Here is a 15,736-nt window from a genome sequence, read left to right as displayed (position 1 = left end):
GAGCCTTTTGTCGCCAGGACAAAGGGCTCCCGCGAAGAACTGCGGCGAAAGCCTAGTTCTTGATGTTGGAAAGTCGAAGCTGACGGGCGCGGGTCAGGATGGCGTTTTCGACGTCGGTCGCCGTCTGTTCGGTGGCGGCGCTGTCGACCCAGCCGCCGCCGGCGTCCTTGACCTGCTTGAAGATCGTCACGTTCAGGCCGTCGGCGCGCAGACGGGTGTCCAGGATGTAGACCGTCGCCTTGAAGCGCTCGTCCGGCTTTTCCGGATTGGTGTACCAGTCGGTGACGATCACGCCGCCGTAGGGATCGGCCGAGGCCAGGGGCATGAAGGCCAGGGTGTCCAGGCTGGCGCGCCACAGGAAGCCGTTGACGCCGATCGCCCCGGCTTGCGGCGCGGCCTTGCCGCCGCCACGGCCCTTGAAGGGATTGAACCCCGGTTCATCGCTTTGGGTCGTGAACTGGCCGCCGCCCTTGTTGCCGCCACAGGCTGAAACCCCGGTCAGAACGGTCAACGCCAGAACGCCAGCGGCGACGCCGCGCAACACCGACCCACGCTCAAACGCCATAGTACCTCGCTCCAATGTATCACCCGGCGCTTTCGCGCGACCTGGCGCGCCCCCGCAGCCGGAAGCCGGTCTATAGCATGGTCGCGCTGGGTCAAAACAGGAATCGCGTGGCAGGACCGCCACAGGCGCCGCTTGAATCGACTCCCGCGACCCTGAGTCCAATCCAACTACGGTTGACCGCGTTGTACTAGGGTCTTTAATCGATGTTCAGGGAGCCCGCTCCTATATAGGGTTTGACTCTATCGAGGCCGGGTTGGGATTGGGTTCGAGTAATATGTTCGCCGCACGGTATTTCATGGCAGGGGCCGCCGCGCTGATCCTGATGGGATCGGCTTCGGCAACCTATGCCCAGAGCAAGCCGCGCACGGCCGCGCCCGACTTCGCCGTGAAGAGCGATTTCGGCAATCCGACCCCGATCGCCCCGTTCAACCCGACGCAAGGCCCGAAGAAGTCCCTGAAGTGGGACGACAAGAAGGGCAAGTGGGGCCTCAAGCTCGATCTCGAACAGCCCGTGGGCCGCGAGATGGAGGCCAAGGACGTGCAGGCCGGGGCCTATTACAGCGTCACCCCGTCGATCCGCGTCGGCGGCGCCGTGGCCCTGGGCGACCAGAACCCCGCTTTGGCGGCCCGCAGGAACGAGATCCAGGAGCCCGCGCCGCGGGTGAAGCTGGAAACCGCGTTCAAGTTCTAGACTTTCAGGCGCTCAGCGCCTCCACCGCCGCGATCCCGACAATTCCCGTGTCCAGCAGCAGCGTCGCCGTGTCCGCGCGCACGCCGCCCAGGGCATAGACCGGCGCTTCCACCGCCTCGACGATCTGTTTCAGGCCGTCCACGCCCAGCGGCGCGCCCGCCGAAGGGCTGCGGCTGGGGAAGACCGGCGACACCACCAGGGCGTCCGCGCCCGTCGCGGCGCCGGCCAGGGCCGCGGCCAGGTCATGGGCGGCCAAGGTGATCAGCCAGTCCGGATGCGCGACGCGCAGGTCCGGCGCCTGGGCGGCCAGCCGCTCGGGCAGATGAAGGCCGTCGGCCTCGATCTCCAACGCCAGCGCCGCGTCCGCGCCGACCAGGAGCGTCAGGCCGCGCCGCCGGGTGATCTGGCGCAGCCGCCGGCCTCGCGCCGCCGCGTCCGGCGCGCCGAACGCCCGGAACACCACGGCCGCGCCGATCGGCAGGCGCTCGGCGGCCCGTTCGGGATCCGGCGTCCGTTCCGGATCGGTGAAGAACAGCAGGTTTGGCAGCGGCTTTCCGCGCACCGGCCATGGGCGAAGGCGCGCGACCGTTCTAGACAGGGCTTCCATCTCGTCGGTTGCGCGTGTTGAGCCCATGTCAGACGTCTACTCCTCGGTCCTGTCCCGCATCCGCGCCGCCGCCCTGGCCGCCGGCCGTCCAGCCGACGCGGTCACCCTGGTGGCGGTGTCCAAGCTGCAGCCATGGGACCATATCGCGCCCATTTTCGACGCGGGCCAGCGGGTGTTCGGGGAAAATCGCGTCCAGGAGGCCATCGGCCGCTGGAGCGAGCGCCGGGCCGAGATCGAACTGCGCCTGATCGGACCCCTGCAGAGCAACAAGACCCGCGACGCGGTGGCCTTCTTCGACGTGATCGAAAGCCTCGACCGCGAGAAGCTGGCGCGGGTGCTGGCCGACGAGATCCAGGCCCAGGGCAAGGCGCCCCGGCTGTACATCCAGGTCAACACCGGCGAGGAGCCGCAGAAGGCCGGCGTCAGCCCCGGCGAGGCCGACGGCTTCGTCGCCCTGTGCCGGGGCCTGGACTTGCCCGTGGAGGGCCTGATGTGCATTCCGCCGGCCGATCTCGACCCCGCCCCGCATTTCCGCCTGCTGGGCCAGATCGCGGCCCGCAACGGGCTGGAGAAGCTGTCGATGGGCATGAGCGACGATTTCGAGACCGCCATCGCCTGCGGGGCGACCTCCGTGCGCGTGGGGTCGGCGCTGTTCGGTTCGCGGACCTAGGCCGACGCGATCTCGACCGCGTCGCCGGGCCTGGCGGCCGCCAGCAGGGCCTCGATATCCTCCCGCGCCAGGGCCACGCAGCCCTCGGTGCCGGGATAGCCGTCGCGCGCCAGGTGCAGGAAGATCGCCGAGCCCAGGCCCGGGGCCGGGGGATCGTCGTTGTGCCCCAGCACCACCACCAGGTCGTAGACGCGGTCGTCGCGCCACAAGCGCTCGGCGCTGGCCGGGTAGGGCAGTCTGACAGGCTTGTTGTAGGCCGGGTCGCCCGGGGCGTCGCACCAGCCGTCGTCCGCCGCGATCGGCCTGGCCTCCAGGGCGGTCTGCGGGCCGTCCGGATAGACGTCGGGGCGGTAGAGCACGTGGCGGATCGGCCAGACGCCCGTCGGACTGCGGTTGTCGCCCTCGCGCTTGTCGGCCGCGGCGATCACCCCGGCCTTGCCCAGCGCGGCCCGCGCGGTCTTTCCATCCCAGGCGATCTGGCCGTCCCAAGGGCTTGAACCGTCGGGACGGGCGCGAAAGATCGTCAAGACCGGGTCTCCAAGAGCGTTGCGCGGCAAGAGGTTGAGAACCGCCTTGGCGCCGGGGGCCGCAGCGGTGCATGTTCCCGCCCATGGCGCAACGCAAAACCCTTCTCCTGGTCGACGACGACGATGATCTGCGCGGAGCTCTGGCCGAGCAGCTCGCCCTCCACGAGGAGTTCGCGGTCGCCGAGGCTCCCACCGCCGGCGAAGGCGTGCGGATGGCCAAGGAGCTCAAGCCGGACCTGGTCCTGCTGGACGTCGACTTGCCCGACATGGACGGCCGCGAGGCCTGCCGCCTGATGCGCAAGAACGGCGTCACCGCGCCCGTCATCATGCTGACGGCGGCCGCCAGCGACAGCGACACCATCCTGGGCCTGGAATCGGGCGCCAACGACTATGTCACCAAGCCCTTCCGCTTCGGCGTCTTGCTGGCCCGCATCCGCGCTCAGCTGCGCAGCTACGAGGCCTCGGAAGACGCCCTGTTCCGCATCGGTCCCTACGAGTTCCGGCCCTCGGCCAAGCTGCTGATCGACGAGAAGCAGAAGAAGGTCCGGCTGACCGAGAAGGAAACCAACATCCTCAAGTACCTCTACCGCGCCGGCTCCAAGCCGGTGTCGCGCGAGGAGCTGCTGACCGAGGTCTGGGGCTACAACGCCGGGGTCACCACCCACACCCTGGAAACCCACGTCTATCGCCTGCGCCAGAAGATCGAACCGGATCCGGCCATGGCGCGGATCCTGATCACCGAGATGGGCGGCTATCGGCTGCAGCCGTAGAAGCCGGAGCCGTAAAAGGTTGTCATCCCGGACAAGCGCGCAGCGCGCCGATCCGGGACGACGCGTGAACGCATGCGCTTCCGGCGGTCCCGGGTCTTCGCTTCGCTACGCCCGGGATGACAGCGGATTTTGGACAAAGAAAAAGGCCCCAATCGCCGAAGCGGTTGGGGCCTTTGTCATTCAGCGATCAGCCTGCGATCAGGCGTTGCCGACCACCACGCCCTCGGCCTGGGCCTTGCGGGCGGCGTAGACGCCGGCGAAGTCGATCGGGTCGATCAGGAAGGGCGGGAAGCCGCCTTCGGAGGTGATGTCCGAGATCAGGCGGCGGGCGTAGGGGAACAGGAAGCGCGGGCACTCGATCAGCAGCACCGGCTCCAGCTGGTCTTCCGGCACGCCGGCGATGTGGAACAGGCCGCCGTACATCACCTCGACGTGGAACACCGGCTGTTCGTCGCGGGTGGCGCGAGCCGACAGCTTCAGGTCCACCTCGAACAGGCCGTCGGGACGGCCTCGGGCGTTCATCTCCACGCCCATGTCGATGGCGGGCGGAGCGCCGCCGGCGCGCAGGGAATCGGGGGCGTGCGGGCTCTCGAACGAGAAGTCGCGCACGAACTGGGCGATGATGCGGATGCCGCTTTCGGTGGCCGCGGAGTCGTCCTGAGCGGCGGGCGGAGCGGCGGTCGTGTCGGTCATGTGCGATAAATCCGTATTCGGCGTCGAAATTGGCCGCTAGGAGAGAGCCGGGCTGCTAACACGAGGGCGGCTGGCGCGCAACGTCAGGCGCCTGACGCGCGAGCCCGTTATCGCCTATATAAGCGTAAGGCGGCGCGTTGGCCGAACGAGCGGAAAATATCGTGTTTGAATGGATTATCCTCGCGGCCCTGGCCGCGGTCATTCTCTACCAGCTGTACGCCACCCTGGGTCGCCGGGTCGGGCGTCAGCCGGAGGACGCCCCCGCGGTGGTTCCCGCCAACGCCTCGACGCGTGATTTGAAGGCCCCCGAGACGCCGCCCGAAGCGCTGTCGGGGCTGGCCGCCCTGCGCGCCCGCCAGGCGGACTTCGACATCGGCCAATTCCTGAGCGGCGCGCGGCAGGCTTACGAGATGATCGTCAAGGCCTTCGCCGCCGGCGACCGCGAAACGCTCCGGCCGCTGCTGTCTTCGGACGTCATGGCCAATTTCGAAGCCGCCATCGCGGCCCGCGAGGCCCAGAACCGCGTCGAGAAGGCCGAATTCCTGGTCACGCCGCGCACCGACCTGGATTCGATCACGGTCGAGGGCGATGTCGCCAAGGCGGTGGTCCGCATCCTGGCCGAGATCCGCACCCGTTCGACCGGCGCCGAGGGCGAGGCGGTCGACGACCGTCGCACCGCCGATCTGTGGACCTTCCAGCGCGACCTGAAGAGCAAGAACCCCAATTGGACCCTGGTCCGCGTCGACGTCGCGGAGGCCTGATGCTTCGCCACGGGCTTGTCGCCGCCTTCGCCCTGCTGGCGCTGGCGGCCTGTACGACCGCGCCGCCGCCGCCGGTCGGCGCCGGCCCGATCCCGCCGCCGGTCGGGCCTCCCGTCACGCCGACGGGCCCGGGCGCGGTGTCGTTCAGCGACCTGGCCGGCTGGTCGCAGGAAGACCACCTCGGCGCCCTGGACGCTTTCCGGCAGGGCTGCGGCGTGGCCAAGGATCCGGCCCTGGCCGAGGTGTGCCGCAAGGCCCGCGCCGAGCGCCCGGGCAATGACGACGACGCCCGCCGCTTCATCGAAGCGAATTTTCGTCCCGAGCCCGTCCCGGGCCAGGGCCTGCTGACCGCCTATTTCGCGCCGGAATACGAGGCGCGGATGTCGCGCTCGGCCGAGTTCAGCGCCCCGATGCGCGGCAAGCCCGACGATCTCGTCACCCTGGACCTGGCTCAGTTCGACCCCGGCCTGGTCGGCAAGAAGGTCACCGGCGAGATCGAGGGCGGCCAGGTGCAGCCTTATCCGGACCGCGCGGCCATCGAGGCCACGCCGGAGACCCGCCCCCTGGCCTGGATGCGCCCGGAGGACCTGTTCTTCCTGCAGATCCAGGGCTCGGGCATTCTGGTGATGCCGGACGGTCGCCGGGTGCGCGCGGCGTTCGCGGCCCACAACGGCCGTCCGTTCGTCGGCATCGCCACGCCGATGCGCGAGAAGGGTTTGCTGCCCGACAACAACACCTCGGGCGACGCGATCCGCGGCTGGCTGGCCGACCATCGCGGTCCCGAAGCCGACGCGATCATGCAGCTCAACCCGCGCTACGTGTTCTTCCAGACCCTGCCCGACGACGGCAGGCAGGCGGTGGGCGCGGCGGGGATCCCGCTGCCGGCCGGCCGGGCCATCGCCGTGGACGCCAGCAAGCACGCCCTGGGCGAGCTCTATTGGCTGGACGCCGGCGCGCCGAAGCTGGCCGGGGCCTTCCCGACCTATCGCCGCCTGGCGGTGGCCCTGGACGTCGGCGGGGCGATCAAAGGCGACGTGCGGGCCGATCTCTACACCGGCACGGGCCCGGCGGCGGGGGCGGAGGCCGGGCGCGTGCGCCACGACCTGCGCCTCTATCGCCTCGTTCCCCGAGGCTGAGGCCGTGAAGCGCCCCCCGCGCCAGGAAGAACTGCGCCTGTGGGGCATGGTCACCGCCACGGTGAAGGCCAAGTCGAGCCAGAAGGCGGCCGGCTGGACGCCCAAGGCCGAAAAGTCGCTGATCCAGCCGACGACGCTGCAGCCGATGGCGCCGCTGCTGGTCGATCCCAAGACGATCAAGCCGGCGGGCGCCAGCCGCCAGCCGGGGCCGCTGGAGGGCATCGAGCCCAACCGCAAGCGCAAGATCGCCCGCGAGCACACCCCGCTGGACGCGCGGCTGGACCTGCACGGCCTGGACCAGGACCGCGCCCGTCCGGTGCTGGAGGCGTTCCTGCGCCGCGCCTGGGAGGACGGCCACCGCGCCGCCCTGGTGGTCACCGGCAAGGGCAAGCTGGGGGTCGGGGTTCTGAAGGCCCGCACGCCCGAATGGCTGGCCGGCCCGGCCCTGCGCGACATCGTGGCGGGGGTGTCGCCGGCGGATAAGCGCCACGGCGGGGACGGGGCGTTGTACGTGGCGCTGAAGCGTCGGCCGCCGAAGGTCTGACGGTTTAGGTCCTCCCCCTTTGGGGGAGGTGTCGGCGAAGCCGACGGAGGGGGGAGTGGTCCCACCTCAGCAATATCCCCCCACCGATCGCTGCGCGATCGCCTCCCCCACAGGGGGAGGGCCTAGGAGGGGCGCGAAGCCTTCTCAGCGATCCCCGAGGTCCCCTCACGCGCCGTGAGCTTCTCAGCCACCGCATCCAGCGACACGCCCGAAGCCGCCAGCAGCACCAGCCAGTGGTACAACAGGTCGGCGCTCTCGGCCGCCAGGGCGTCCGACCCCTGAGCCACGGCGGCGATCACCGTCTCGACGGCTTCCTCGCCCAGCTTCTTGGCGGCCAGGGTCGGATCGTTCAGCAGCTTGGCGGTGTAGGACGCGGTCGGATCGCCGCCCTTGCGGGTCTCGATCGTCGCGGCCAGGCGCTCCAGGACCTCGAACAGCTTGCTCACGCGGCCCCCTTCAGGTCGTCCAGGCGCACGGGGATGCCGGCGTCGGCCATGGCCCGCTTGGCCTCGCCGATGCTGATCTCGCCGAAGTGGAAGATCGAGGCGGCCAGCACGGCGGCGGCGTGGCCGTCGCGGGCGGCCTCGACCAGGTGATCGGTCGTGCCGGCCCCGCCCGAGGCGATCACCGGCACGGTGACCGCGCCGGTCACGGCCTTGAGCAGCGGGATGTCGTAGCCGATCTTGGCTCCGTCGCGGTCCATCGAGGTCAGCAGGATCTCGCCCGCGCCGCGCTCGACCACCTTGGCGGCCCAGTCGACCACGTCGATGCCGGTGTCCTTGCGGCCGCCATAGGTCCAGACGTTCCAGCCGGAGCCGTCCTCGCGCGCCTTGGCGTCGATGGCCACCACCACGCACTGGGCGCCGAACGCGTCGGCCCCGGCGGCCACCAGGTCGGGGTTCTCGACGGCGGCGGTGTTGACCGAGACCTTGTCGGCGCCGGCCAGCAGCAGGCGACGCATGTCGGCCACCTGGCGCACGCCGCCGCCGACCGAGACCGGCATGAAGCAGACCTCGGCGGTGCGGGAGATCACGTCCAGGATCAGGCCGCGGCCCTCGCTGGAGGCGGTGATGTCCAGGAACATCAGCTCGTCGGCGCCCGCCGCGTCATAGGCGCGGGCCTGCTCCACCGGGTCGCCGGCGTCGCGCAGGGCCACGAAATTGACCCCCTTGACCACCCGGCCGTCCTTGACGTCCAGGCAAGGAATGATCCGGGTCTTCAGCATCAGGCGGCCGCTATGGTCAGGGCTTCGGCCGGCCGGATCGTGCCGGCGTAGAGCGAGCGGCCCAGGATGGCGCCGGCGATCTCGACGCCCGCGCGGGCCTTCAACCGCTCGATGTCGGCCACCGAGGCCACGCCGCCCGAGGCGATCACCGGGATCGACACGGCGTCGGCCAGTTCGCCCACGCCCTCGACATTGACCCCGGTCAGGGCGCCGTCGCGGCTGATGTCGGTGACGATCAGGGCGGCCACGCCCGCGTCCTCGAAGCGTTTGCCCAGGGTGATGGCGTCGATGTCCGACAGGCCGGTCCAGCCGTCGACCGCCACCTTGCCGTCGCGCACGTCGACGGCCACGGCGATCTGCTCTGGCCACAGGCGGGCGGCCTTGCGGACCAGTTCGGGGTCATGGACGGCGACGGTGCCGAGGATCACGCGGCTGACGCCCGCCTCGATCCAGGCTTCGACGCCCTCCAGGGTGCGGATGCCGCCGCCCAGCTGCACCGGGATCGAGATGGCCTCCAGGATCGACTGCACGGCGGCGGTGTTGACCGACTTGCCCTGGATGGCGCCGTTCAGGTCGACCACGTGCAGCCACGAGAAGCCGTCGCGCACGAAGCGTTCGGCCTGGTCGGCGGGGCTGGTGTTGAAGACCGTGGCCTTTTCCATGTCGCCGTGCAGCAGGCGCACGCACTGGCCGTCCTTCAGGTCGATGGCGGGATAGAGGATCATGGGCGCCATTCCAGGAAGTTGGCGAGCAGGGCGAGCCCCGCGGCTTGGGATTTTTCGGGGTGGAACTGTACGCCCGCGACGTTGCCCTTGGCCACAGCGGCCGTGAACGGGCCGCCGTGGTCGGTGACGGCCAGCACGTCGGCCGGGTCGGTCGGCGTCAGGGCGAAGGAGTTGGCGTAGTACATGTGGGCGCCGCTTTCGACGCCCTTGAACAGGGCGTGGTCGCGCGTGAAGGTGATCGCGTTCCAGCCCATGTGCGGAATGGTCAGGGTCGGATCGTTCGGCTCCAGCTTCCTGACCTGGCCGCCGATCCAGTCGAGGCCCGGGGTGACGCCGAACTCCAGGCCTTCGGTCGCCAGCAGCTGGTGGCCGACGCAGATGCCCAGGAACGGCGCGCCCTTGCCGTGCACGGCCTCGTTCATGGCCTCGTAGACGCCCGAGGCGTCCAGGCCGGCGCGGCACGAGGCGAAGGCCCCCACGCCGGGCAGCACCACGCGGTCGGCGGCGGCCACGATCGCGGGGTCGGCGGTGACAACGATGTCAGCGTCGATCGCGTGGCGGCGGGCCGCCTCGCGCAGGGCCTTTTCGGCCGAGCGCAGGTTGCCCGACCCGTAATCGATCAGGGCGACGGTCTGCATGAAATCAGATTCCCTACAGCACGCCCTTGGTGGAGGGGGCATGGCCGCCGGTCTTGGGGTCGATCTCGACCGCCTGACGCAGCGCCCGGGCCAGGGCCTTGAACCCGCTCTCGGCGACGTGGTGGGTGTTGTCGCCGTAGAGGGTCTCCAGGTGCACGCACGCTCCGCAGTTCATGGCGAACGCGTGGTGGAACTCCTTGAAGAGCTCGGTGTCCATCTCGCCGACCTTGGGCCGCTTGAAATCGACCTTCCAGACCAGATAGGGGCGGTTGGACAGGTCGATGGCGCAGCGCGTCAGCGTCTCGTCCATCGGGATATAGGCGTGGCCGAAGCGCCGAACGCCCTTGAAGCCGTCCAGCGCCTTGTTGATCGCCAGGCCCAGCACGATGCCGGTGTCCTCGACCGTGTGGTGCATGTCGATGTGCAGGTCGCCCTTGGTCTCGACCTTCAGGTCGAAGCCGCCATGGCGCGCGAAGCTCTCCAGCATGTGGTCGTAGAACCCGATGCCGGTGGAGATCGTCGAGGCGCCGGTCCCGTCGAGATCGATCCAGACCCGGATCTGGGTCTCCTTCGTCTCGCGGACCACTTCAGCGGTGCGGGCCATCTGCGTCCTTACAGTCCGTTCTGACCTTAGAGGCCATTCTTTTGGGCCAGCTCCCGCAGGTTGACCTGCGGACGCGGACCATAGTGGTCAATCACCTCGGCGGCGGCCAGGGAGCCCAGCTTGCCGCAGATCGGCAGCGGACGACCCTGGGACAGACCGTAGAGGAAACCAGCGGCGTATTGGTCGCCCGCGCCGGTCGTGTCCACGACTTTTTCCACCGGATAGGCCGAGATTTCGTGAAGCTGCCCGTTCGAGGCCACGATCGAGCCCTTTTCGCTGCGGGTGACGGCGGCGATCTCGACCCGGCCGGCCAAGGCCTTCACGGCGGCGTCGAAATCGTCGGTTTCGAACAGCGAGCAGACTTCGCTCGCGTTGGCGAAGACGATGTCGCATTGGGTTTCGATGAAGCCCAGCAGGGCGCCGCGGTGGCGGTCGACCATGAAGCTGTCGCTCAGGGTCATCGAGATCTTGCGGCCCGCGCCGTGGCTCAGGGCGGCGGCCTTGGCGAAGGCGCGGCGGGCTTCGGGCGGATCGAACAGATAGCCCTCGAGATAGGAGAACTGCGCGGCCTCGATGATCGCCGGGTCGACGTCGGCCGGGTTCAGTTCGACGCAGGCGCCCAGATAGGTCGACATGGTCCGCTGGGCGTCGGCGGTGACGTTGATCAGGCTCTGCGCCGTGGCCGGACCCTCGGCGAGGGACGGGGTGGTGAAATCGCAGCCGATGGCCTTCATGTCGTGGCGGAACACGTTGCCCAGCTGGTCGTCGGCGACCTTGCCGATGAAGGCGACCTTGCCGCCGAAGCTGGCGACGCCGGCGGCGGTGTTGGCGGCCGAGCCGCCCGAGGCCTCGATGCCCGCGGCCATCACCTCGTACAGACTGGCGGCCCGCTCGGGGTCGATCAGCGCCATGGAGCCCTTCACCAGGCCCTCACGCTCCAGGAAGGCGTCGTCGCACTGGGCGATGACGTCGACGATGGCGTTGCCGATGGCGGCGACGTCGTAGAGGGCGGTCATGAAAGGCCTTTTGCGAAGGAGCGACGCGCGCGGAGTACCGGATCGGGGCCCGCAAGGCAACGCGAGCCTTGCCCCGGGGATCGCGGCGTTCTACCGGCAGAGGCATGACCGACGTCCTTATTCTCACCCCCGCCCCCGACGAACCCCGCTTCGCCAACAGCTGGTTCCCCCTGTTCGAGCGCCTGGCGGCGCCGTTGCGGGCCCGAGGGCTGACCGTCGAGGCCGGCAGCTGGGTCGACGCCGACACGGCCGGCGCCCGGGTGGTGCTGCCGCTGCTCAGCTGGGGCTATCATCTGCGGGCCGACGAATGGTTCGCGCGGCTCGACGCCCTGGAGGCGGCCGGCGCGCGCCTGGCCAATCCGGTCCCGGTGCTGCGCTGGAACACGACCAAGACCTATCTGGCCGACCTGGCCGCCAAGGGCGCGCCGGTCGTGCCGACCCACGCGGTCGATCGGCTGACCCTGGCGGCGCTGGACCATGCGCGAGACGTGTTCGGCGTCGATGTGCTGGTGACCAAGCCGCAGATCTCCGGCGGCTCGCAGGACACGGTGAAACTGCGCCACGCCGACGGCCTGGCCGGCTGCACCGCCGGTCCGGCCCTGATCCAGCCCTTCCTGCCCGCCGTGGGCGAGGAGGGCGAGCTGTCGCTGTTCTATTTCGACGGCGTCTTCAGCCACGCGGTGGCCAAGGTGGCCGTGGCCGGCGACTTCCGGGTCCAGCCGCAGTTCGGCGGCCAGGTCAGCGGCGTCGCGCCCGAGCCCGAGGCCCTGCACGCGGCCGAAATGGTGCTGAAGGCGGCCGGCGCGCCCCTGACCTACGCCCGGGTCGACCTGATCCGGGGCCTGGACGGCGCGCCGCAGCTGATGGAGCTGGAGGTCATCGAGCCGGATCTGTTCCTGGAGCACGTGCACGACGACGGCGCGGCGTTCGCTGACGCCGTCATGAGAGCGCTGTAGCTCTTCCACTTGCCCCCACCTGACCGCTTCGCGGTCTGTCCGCCCCATAGGGGGCGGAGGAGGCGGACGCCGCATCCTCTTCCCCCTCTGGGGGAAGACGGTCGCGAACTCTTCCCCCTCTGGGGGAAGACGGTCGCGAAGCGACCCGTAGGGGGCAGGTGTTCGCCGCCTAGGCGCCCAAGAACAGCTCCCGAGACGGACACAGATCCGCGATCCGGCAAATCTCGCACTTCGGCTTCCGCGCCACGCACACATAGCGGCCGTGCAGGATCAGCCAGTGGTGCGCCCGGGTCTTGTAGCGGTCGGGCGTCACGCGCATCAGGTCGTCCTCGACCGCGTCCGGCGTCTTGCCCGCCGACAGCTTCAGGCGGTGCGCCACGCGGAACACATGGGTGTCGACGGCGATGGCCGGTTCGATGTCCAGCTCGTTCAGCACCACGCTGGCGGTCTTGCGGCCCACGCCCGGCAGGCTTTCCAGCGCCTGGCGGTTCAGCGGCACTTCGCCGCCGTGGCGGTCGACCAGGAGCCTGGCGGCGGCGATGACGTTCTTGGCCTTGGTCCGGTAGAGGCCGATCGAGGCGATGTAGGGCGTCAGCCCCTCTTCCCCCAGCTCCAGCATCTTCGCGGCGCTGTCGGCGACCTGGAACAGCGGCCCGGTGGCCTTGTTGACCTGGACGTCGGTGGCCTGGGCCGACAGGGCCACGGCGGTCACCAGGGTGTAGGGGTTGGAATAGCGCAGCTCGGTCCTGGGATGGTCCTCCAGACTCTCGAACCGCGAGAACAGCACCTCGACCCGCTCGCGCTCGGCCGGCGAGACGCGCTTGGCGGCAGGGCGCTTCTTGGTGAGGGGCTTGCGAGCGGAGGAGGCCATGGACGGCGACCATGCCGTGATGCGCGCTTCTCGCCAAGGCGGGCGTGAGCGCCTAAATCAGCCTCATGGCCGCGCCGCTGTACATGGACGCCGTGATCAAGCCGAACCGCTCGATGACCCGGCGCGGCCTCTACGTCGTGCTGGGCGTGATGGTCGCCTTCAACCTGATGGTCGCGGTGTTCCTGCTGGTGGTCGGCGCGCCGCCGGTGCTGCCGTTCCTGGGGCTGGACGTCCTGGCCGTCGCCCTGGCGCTGCGCGCCAGCTTCCGGGCCGCCGAACGGGCCGAGCGGATCCAGGTCACCGCCGAGGCCGTGACGGTCAGCCGAGAGGACGAGAAGGGCGCGCGGGTGATCTGGACCTCGCCGACCGCCTTCACCCGAGTGGGGGTCGACCAGCCGGGCGAGCACGACGCCCGGGTGCGGCTGATGATGTCGCGCAAGCGCCTGACCCTGGGCCGGGCGCTGAGCCCGCCCGAACGGGTCGACTTCGCTCGGGCGCTGGAGCGGGCGATCCTTCGAGCCCGGTCCGAACGGCATGTCTGAGGGGCCGCCCTCGTCCCTCGACAGGCTCGGGATGAGGACGAATGATGCGGCGGTTCAATAGAACCTCATCCTGAGCCTGTCGAAGGACGAGGTTCGCGCGCCGGAACAAGCCGCAAGAACCGGGCGGACGAACATCGGTCGCCGCACTATCTTCCGTCCATGGCCCTCGACATCTCGCCCTCGCAAGCCTTCGCCCAACTGACCGAGCGATCGGCCGACTACGACCGCATGGCCAAGGCCCTGGCCTGGCTGGCCGACCGCTGGCAGGAGCGCCCGCCGCTGGACGAGGCCGCCAGGGCGGTCGGCCTGTCGCCGTTCCACTTCCAGCGGGTGTTCAGCCGCTGGGCCGGGGTCAGCCCCAAGACGTTCGTCGCCGCCATCGCCCACGCCGAGGCCCGCCGGTCACTGGAGGAGGGGGCCAGCGTGCTCGACGCGGCCTATGACGCCGGCCTGTCGGGCCCTTCGCGCCTGCATGACCTGTTCATCGCCCAGGAGGCGGTGACGCCCGGCGACGTGCGTCGGCGCGGCGAGGGGATCCAGCTGACCTGGGGCTGGGCGCCCACGCCCTATGGCAAGGGCCTGTTCGTCATGGCTCCGCGCGGGCTGGCGGGCCTGGCCTTCTCGGACGGCGACGACGAGGCGACCTTCGACGACATGCACCGAAGGTTTCCGGCCGCCGACTGGCGCCGCGACGACGAGGCGGCGGCCAAGACCGCGATCCACGCCTTCGCCGGCGGCGACCAGCCCCTGCCGGTGGTGCTGATCGGCTCGCCGTTCAACGTCCAGGTCTGGAAAGCCCTGCTGCGCATCCCGCCGGGCCGGACCAGAACCTATGGCGAGATCGCCGCCTTGGCGGGCAGTCCCAGGGCCTACCAGGCGACCGGCGGAGCGATCGGGGCCAATCCGATCTCGCTGCTGATCCCTTGCCACCGGGCCATCGCCAAGGACGGCCGGCTGACCGGCTATCACTGGGGCCTGGGCCGCAAGGCGGCGATGCTGGGCATGGAGGCGGTGGAGGCCGGCGCGCGGCTTTCGGCCTGACGCGCCAGGGCCTAGTCTGCGGAGCGACGGCCTTGGCGGCCGCCGCTTCGGGAGCCGCCCATGACCGCCTCGATCAAGGCTTCGGTGAAGGCCTATGAGGCCTGGCTGGCCGCCGCGCTCGGCGGCGACCTGGTCGAGGCCGACCTGGCCGAGAAGCACGACAAGATGCGCGAGGGCCCGTTCCCCTTCCTGCGGGCGACCTACTGGCGCTGGGCGGAGACCATTTTCGAAACCTGTCCGGATCTGGCGTCGGCCCCCGCCGTGCTGGCGATCGGCGACACCCACGTCGAGAACTTCGGCTGCTGGCGCGACGCCGAGGGACGCCTGGTCTGGGGCGCCAACGATTTCGACGACGCGGCGGCCATGCCCTATCCGCTGGACCTGGTGCGGCTGGCGGCCAGCGCCTTGTTGGCGCGGGAAGACCGGGACCCCGGCTCGGGGGAGATCTGCGCGGCGATCCTGGCCGGCTACGCCGCCGGCCTGGTCGATCCCCGGCCCTTCATCCTGGAGCGCGACCACAAGTGGCTTCGCAAGGCGGTGATGCTGCCCGAGACCGAGCGCGCCGCCTACTGGGCCAAGTTCGCCGCGCCCGCGCCGCGTCCGATCCCGCTACGCTATCGCGAGGCCCTGCGGGGCGCCTTGCCGGATCCGGCCGGGCCCTTCGAGACCTTCCCGCGCACGGCCGGGGTCGGCAGCCTGGGGCGGCCGCGTTTCGTCGCGCGGGCCGACTGGCGGGGCGGGCCGGTGCTGCGCGAGGTCAAGGCGGTGGTCGTCTCGGCCTGGGTGCTGCGGCACGGCGGCGATCCGGCGATCCGCGCGGGCGTGGTGGCCGGGGGCCGATTCCGGGCCGTCGATCCGCGACACCACGTCGCCGACGGCCTGGTGGTCCGCCGCCTGTCGCCCAACAGCCGCAAGATCGAAGCCAAGGGCTCGGCCGATGAACTGCTGTCGCCCGACATGCTGACCGCCATGAGCCGCGAGATCGCCGCCTGCCACGCCGGGGACCCAGGACGCGCGCCGGCGTTGCTGGCGCATTTGCGGGGCCTGCCGCCGGACTGGCTGCGCGTTCACGCCAAGGCCGCCGCGCGCCAAGTCGAGGCGGATCAGGCGGCCTTCACTTGAACCTTCTCCCTCTGGGAGAAGGTTTTTTCCAG

Annotated in this window: 21 protein-coding genes; 10 read left to right on the top strand and 11 right to left on the bottom strand. The window is 70.2% G+C overall.

Annotated features, from left to right (window positions below; translation table 11 throughout):
* Positions 1-52: 52 nt before the first annotated feature.
* Positions 53-580 (bottom strand): DUF3576 domain-containing protein, encoded by a 528-nt coding sequence (locus ASD38_RS00980; RefSeq protein ID WP_156390516.1) that lies wholly within the window; start codon positions 578-580, stop codon positions 53-55.
* A 280-nt stretch (positions 581-860) separates the two neighbouring features.
* On the opposite strand from ASD38_RS00980, the gene ASD38_RS00975 reads away from it, so the two are divergent.
* Positions 861-1,256: an NtrZ family periplasmic regulatory protein gene (locus ASD38_RS00975; RefSeq protein WP_235523737.1), complete on the top strand. Its 396-nt coding sequence runs from the start codon at positions 861-863 to the stop codon at positions 1,254-1,256.
* A 4-nt stretch (positions 1,257-1,260) separates the two neighbouring features.
* On the opposite strand, the gene ASD38_RS00970 is transcribed toward ASD38_RS00975, so the two are convergent.
* Positions 1,261-1,890, bottom strand: a complete 630-nt coding sequence (locus ASD38_RS00970) for a thiamine phosphate synthase (RefSeq protein WP_082554612.1) — start codon at positions 1,888-1,890, stop codon at positions 1,261-1,263.
* Here ASD38_RS00970 and ASD38_RS00965 point away from each other — a divergent pair.
* The gene (locus ASD38_RS00965) at positions 1,889-2,533 is read left to right on the top strand and encodes a YggS family pyridoxal phosphate-dependent enzyme (RefSeq protein ID WP_056436900.1); all 645 of its coding nucleotides are present in this window, start codon (positions 1,889-1,891) and stop codon (positions 2,531-2,533) included. The genes ASD38_RS00970 and ASD38_RS00965 overlap by 2 nt on opposite strands.
* Here ASD38_RS00965 and ASD38_RS00960 read toward each other — a convergent pair.
* The gene (locus ASD38_RS00960; protein WP_056436903.1) at positions 2,530-3,060 is read right to left on the bottom strand and encodes a L,D-transpeptidase family protein; all 531 of its coding nucleotides are present in this window, start codon (positions 3,058-3,060) and stop codon (positions 2,530-2,532) included. The genes ASD38_RS00965 and ASD38_RS00960 overlap by 4 nt on opposite strands.
* Positions 3,061-3,143: 83 nt before the next feature.
* Here ASD38_RS00960 and ASD38_RS00955 point away from each other — a divergent pair, with 83 nt between their 5' ends.
* A complete protein-coding gene (locus ASD38_RS00955) occupies positions 3,144-3,830 on the top strand; it encodes a response regulator transcription factor (RefSeq protein ID WP_056437107.1) in 687 nt (228 codons plus the stop codon).
* Positions 3,831-4,028: 198 nt separating this feature from the next.
* Here ASD38_RS00955 and secB read toward each other — a convergent pair whose 3' ends face one another.
* Complete coding sequence (gene secB / locus ASD38_RS00950) at positions 4,029-4,523, bottom strand: protein-export chaperone SecB (RefSeq protein WP_056436906.1); 495 nt, start codon at positions 4,521-4,523, stop codon at positions 4,029-4,031.
* A 161-nt stretch (positions 4,524-4,684) separates the two neighbouring features.
* Here secB and timA point away from each other — a divergent pair, with 161 nt between their 5' ends.
* Genes timA through ASD38_RS00935 form a run of 3 tightly spaced genes read left to right on the top strand, consistent with a single transcriptional unit; the run spans position 4,685 to position 6,964 of the window.
* Complete coding sequence (gene timA, locus ASD38_RS00945) at positions 4,685-5,284, top strand: TIM44-related membrane protein TimA (RefSeq protein ID WP_056456822.1); 600 nt, start codon at positions 4,685-4,687, stop codon at positions 5,282-5,284.
* Entirely contained in the window at positions 5,284-6,420 is a 1,137-nt protein-coding gene (gene mltA / locus ASD38_RS00940; RefSeq protein WP_056456819.1) for a murein transglycosylase A, read from the top strand. The genes timA and mltA overlap by 1 nt, the downstream gene beginning before the upstream one ends.
* 4 nt (positions 6,421-6,424) lie before the next feature.
* A complete protein-coding gene (locus tag ASD38_RS00935; RefSeq protein WP_082560637.1) occupies positions 6,425-6,964 on the top strand; it encodes a Smr/MutS family protein in 540 nt (179 codons plus the stop codon).
* Between the two features lie 122 nt (positions 6,965-7,086).
* Here ASD38_RS00935 and ASD38_RS00930 read toward each other — a convergent pair whose 3' ends face one another.
* From ASD38_RS00930 to ASD38_RS00905, 6 genes are read right to left on the bottom strand one after another with little or no spacing between them, the layout of a single operon-like run.
* Positions 7,087-7,410, bottom strand: coding sequence for a phosphoribosyl-ATP diphosphatase (locus tag ASD38_RS00930; protein ID WP_056456817.1), 324 nt, complete (start codon positions 7,408-7,410; stop codon positions 7,087-7,089).
* On the bottom strand, positions 7,407-8,189 hold the full coding sequence (gene hisF, locus ASD38_RS00925; protein WP_056436914.1) for an imidazole glycerol phosphate synthase subunit HisF: 783 nt from the start codon (positions 8,187-8,189) through the stop codon (positions 7,407-7,409). Before hisF ends, ASD38_RS00930 begins: the two co-directional genes overlap by 4 nt.
* Entirely contained in the window at positions 8,189-8,923 is a 735-nt protein-coding gene (hisA, locus tag ASD38_RS00920) for a 1-(5-phosphoribosyl)-5-[(5-phosphoribosylamino)methylideneamino]imidazole-4-carboxamide isomerase (RefSeq protein ID WP_162250202.1), read from the bottom strand. The genes hisF and hisA overlap by 1 nt, the downstream gene beginning before the upstream one ends.
* Positions 8,911-9,552: an imidazole glycerol phosphate synthase subunit HisH gene (gene hisH / locus ASD38_RS00915; protein WP_056456814.1), complete on the bottom strand. Its 642-nt coding sequence runs from the start codon at positions 9,550-9,552 to the stop codon at positions 8,911-8,913. Before hisH ends, hisA begins: the two co-directional genes overlap by 13 nt.
* A 13-nt stretch (positions 9,553-9,565) precedes the next feature.
* Positions 9,566-10,156 carry an imidazoleglycerol-phosphate dehydratase HisB gene (hisB, locus tag ASD38_RS00910; protein ID WP_056436920.1) on the bottom strand — a complete coding sequence of 197 codons (591 nt, stop codon included), beginning with the start codon at positions 10,154-10,156 and terminating at the stop codon, positions 9,566-9,568.
* Positions 10,157-10,182: 26 nt separating this feature from the next.
* A complete protein-coding gene (locus ASD38_RS00905; RefSeq protein ID WP_056456811.1) occupies positions 10,183-11,172 on the bottom strand; it encodes an adenosine kinase in 990 nt (329 codons plus the stop codon).
* A gap of 104 nt (positions 11,173-11,276) precedes the next feature.
* Here ASD38_RS00905 and ASD38_RS00900 point away from each other — a divergent pair, with 104 nt between their 5' ends.
* A complete protein-coding gene (locus tag ASD38_RS00900) occupies positions 11,277-12,128 on the top strand; it encodes an ATP-grasp domain-containing protein (protein ID WP_156390515.1) in 852 nt (283 codons plus the stop codon).
* Positions 12,129-12,297: 169 nt separating this feature from the next.
* On the opposite strand, the gene nth is transcribed toward ASD38_RS00900, so the two are convergent.
* The gene (gene nth, locus ASD38_RS00895; RefSeq protein ID WP_056456808.1) at positions 12,298-12,999 is read right to left on the bottom strand and encodes an endonuclease III; all 702 of its coding nucleotides are present in this window, start codon (positions 12,997-12,999) and stop codon (positions 12,298-12,300) included.
* A gap of 65 nt (positions 13,000-13,064) precedes the next feature.
* On the opposite strand from nth, the gene ASD38_RS00890 reads away from it, so the two are divergent.
* The 3 genes from ASD38_RS00890 to ASD38_RS00880 all read left to right on the top strand — a co-directional run bounded on the left by ASD38_RS00890 (position 13,065) and on the right by ASD38_RS00880 (position 15,704).
* Positions 13,065-13,541, top strand: a complete 477-nt coding sequence (locus ASD38_RS00890) for a DUF2244 domain-containing protein (RefSeq protein ID WP_056436931.1) — start codon at positions 13,065-13,067, stop codon at positions 13,539-13,541.
* A gap of 159 nt (positions 13,542-13,700) precedes the next feature.
* Positions 13,701-14,582: a methylated-DNA--[protein]-cysteine S-methyltransferase gene (locus ASD38_RS00885; RefSeq protein WP_056436933.1), complete on the top strand. Its 882-nt coding sequence runs from the start codon at positions 13,701-13,703 to the stop codon at positions 14,580-14,582.
* 60 nt (positions 14,583-14,642) lie between these two features.
* Positions 14,643-15,704, top strand: a complete 1,062-nt coding sequence (locus tag ASD38_RS00880) for a DUF2252 family protein (protein ID WP_056456805.1) — start codon at positions 14,643-14,645, stop codon at positions 15,702-15,704.
* Positions 15,705-15,736 lie beyond the last annotated feature (32 nt).

The organism is Caulobacter sp. Root487D2Y (genome assembly GCF_001427165.1).
GTDB lineage: Bacteria > Pseudomonadota > Alphaproteobacteria > Caulobacterales > Caulobacteraceae > Caulobacter.
The sequence above is the reverse complement of the archived record's forward strand: the minus strand, read 5'-3'. Positions and strand labels throughout refer to the sequence as shown.

Excerpts from the sequence above, each read along its gene's own strand:
- ASD38_RS00975 (WP_235523737.1), top strand. The coding sequence starts at position 861 with ATGGCAGGGGCCGCCGCGCTGATCCTGATGGGATCGGCTTCGGCAACC.
- ASD38_RS00965 (WP_056436900.1), top strand. The coding sequence starts at position 1,889 with ATGTCAGACGTCTACTCCTCGGTCCTGTCCCGCATCCGCGCCGCCGCC.
- ASD38_RS00970 (WP_082554612.1), bottom strand. The coding sequence starts at position 1,890 with ATGGGCTCAACACGCGCAACCGACGAGATGGAAGCCCTGTCTAGAACG.
- ASD38_RS00955 (WP_056437107.1), top strand. The coding sequence starts at position 3,144 with ATGGCGCAACGCAAAACCCTTCTCCTGGTCGACGACGACGATGATCTG.
- secB (WP_056436906.1), bottom strand. The coding sequence starts at position 4,523 with ATGACCGACACGACCGCCGCTCCGCCCGCCGCTCAGGACGACTCCGCG.
- mltA (WP_056456819.1), top strand. The coding sequence starts at position 5,284 with ATGCTTCGCCACGGGCTTGTCGCCGCCTTCGCCCTGCTGGCGCTGGCG.
- hisF (WP_056436914.1), bottom strand. The coding sequence starts at position 8,189 with ATGCTGAAGACCCGGATCATTCCTTGCCTGGACGTCAAGGACGGCCGG.
- hisA (WP_162250202.1), bottom strand. The coding sequence starts at position 8,923 with ATGGCGCCCATGATCCTCTATCCCGCCATCGACCTGAAGGACGGCCAG.
- hisH (WP_056456814.1), bottom strand. The coding sequence starts at position 9,552 with ATGCAGACCGTCGCCCTGATCGATTACGGGTCGGGCAACCTGCGCTCG.
- hisB (WP_056436920.1), bottom strand. The coding sequence starts at position 10,156 with ATGGCCCGCACCGCTGAAGTGGTCCGCGAGACGAAGGAGACCCAGATC.
- ASD38_RS00905 (WP_056456811.1), bottom strand. The coding sequence starts at position 11,172 with ATGACCGCCCTCTACGACGTCGCCGCCATCGGCAACGCCATCGTCGAC.
- ASD38_RS00900 (WP_156390515.1), top strand. The coding sequence starts at position 11,277 with ATGACCGACGTCCTTATTCTCACCCCCGCCCCCGACGAACCCCGCTTC.
- nth (WP_056456808.1), bottom strand. The coding sequence starts at position 12,999 with ATGGCCTCCTCCGCTCGCAAGCCCCTCACCAAGAAGCGCCCTGCCGCC.
- ASD38_RS00890 (WP_056436931.1), top strand. The coding sequence starts at position 13,065 with ATGGCCGCGCCGCTGTACATGGACGCCGTGATCAAGCCGAACCGCTCG.
- ASD38_RS00885 (WP_056436933.1), top strand. The coding sequence starts at position 13,701 with ATGGCCCTCGACATCTCGCCCTCGCAAGCCTTCGCCCAACTGACCGAG.
- ASD38_RS00880 (WP_056456805.1), top strand. The coding sequence starts at position 14,643 with ATGACCGCCTCGATCAAGGCTTCGGTGAAGGCCTATGAGGCCTGGCTG.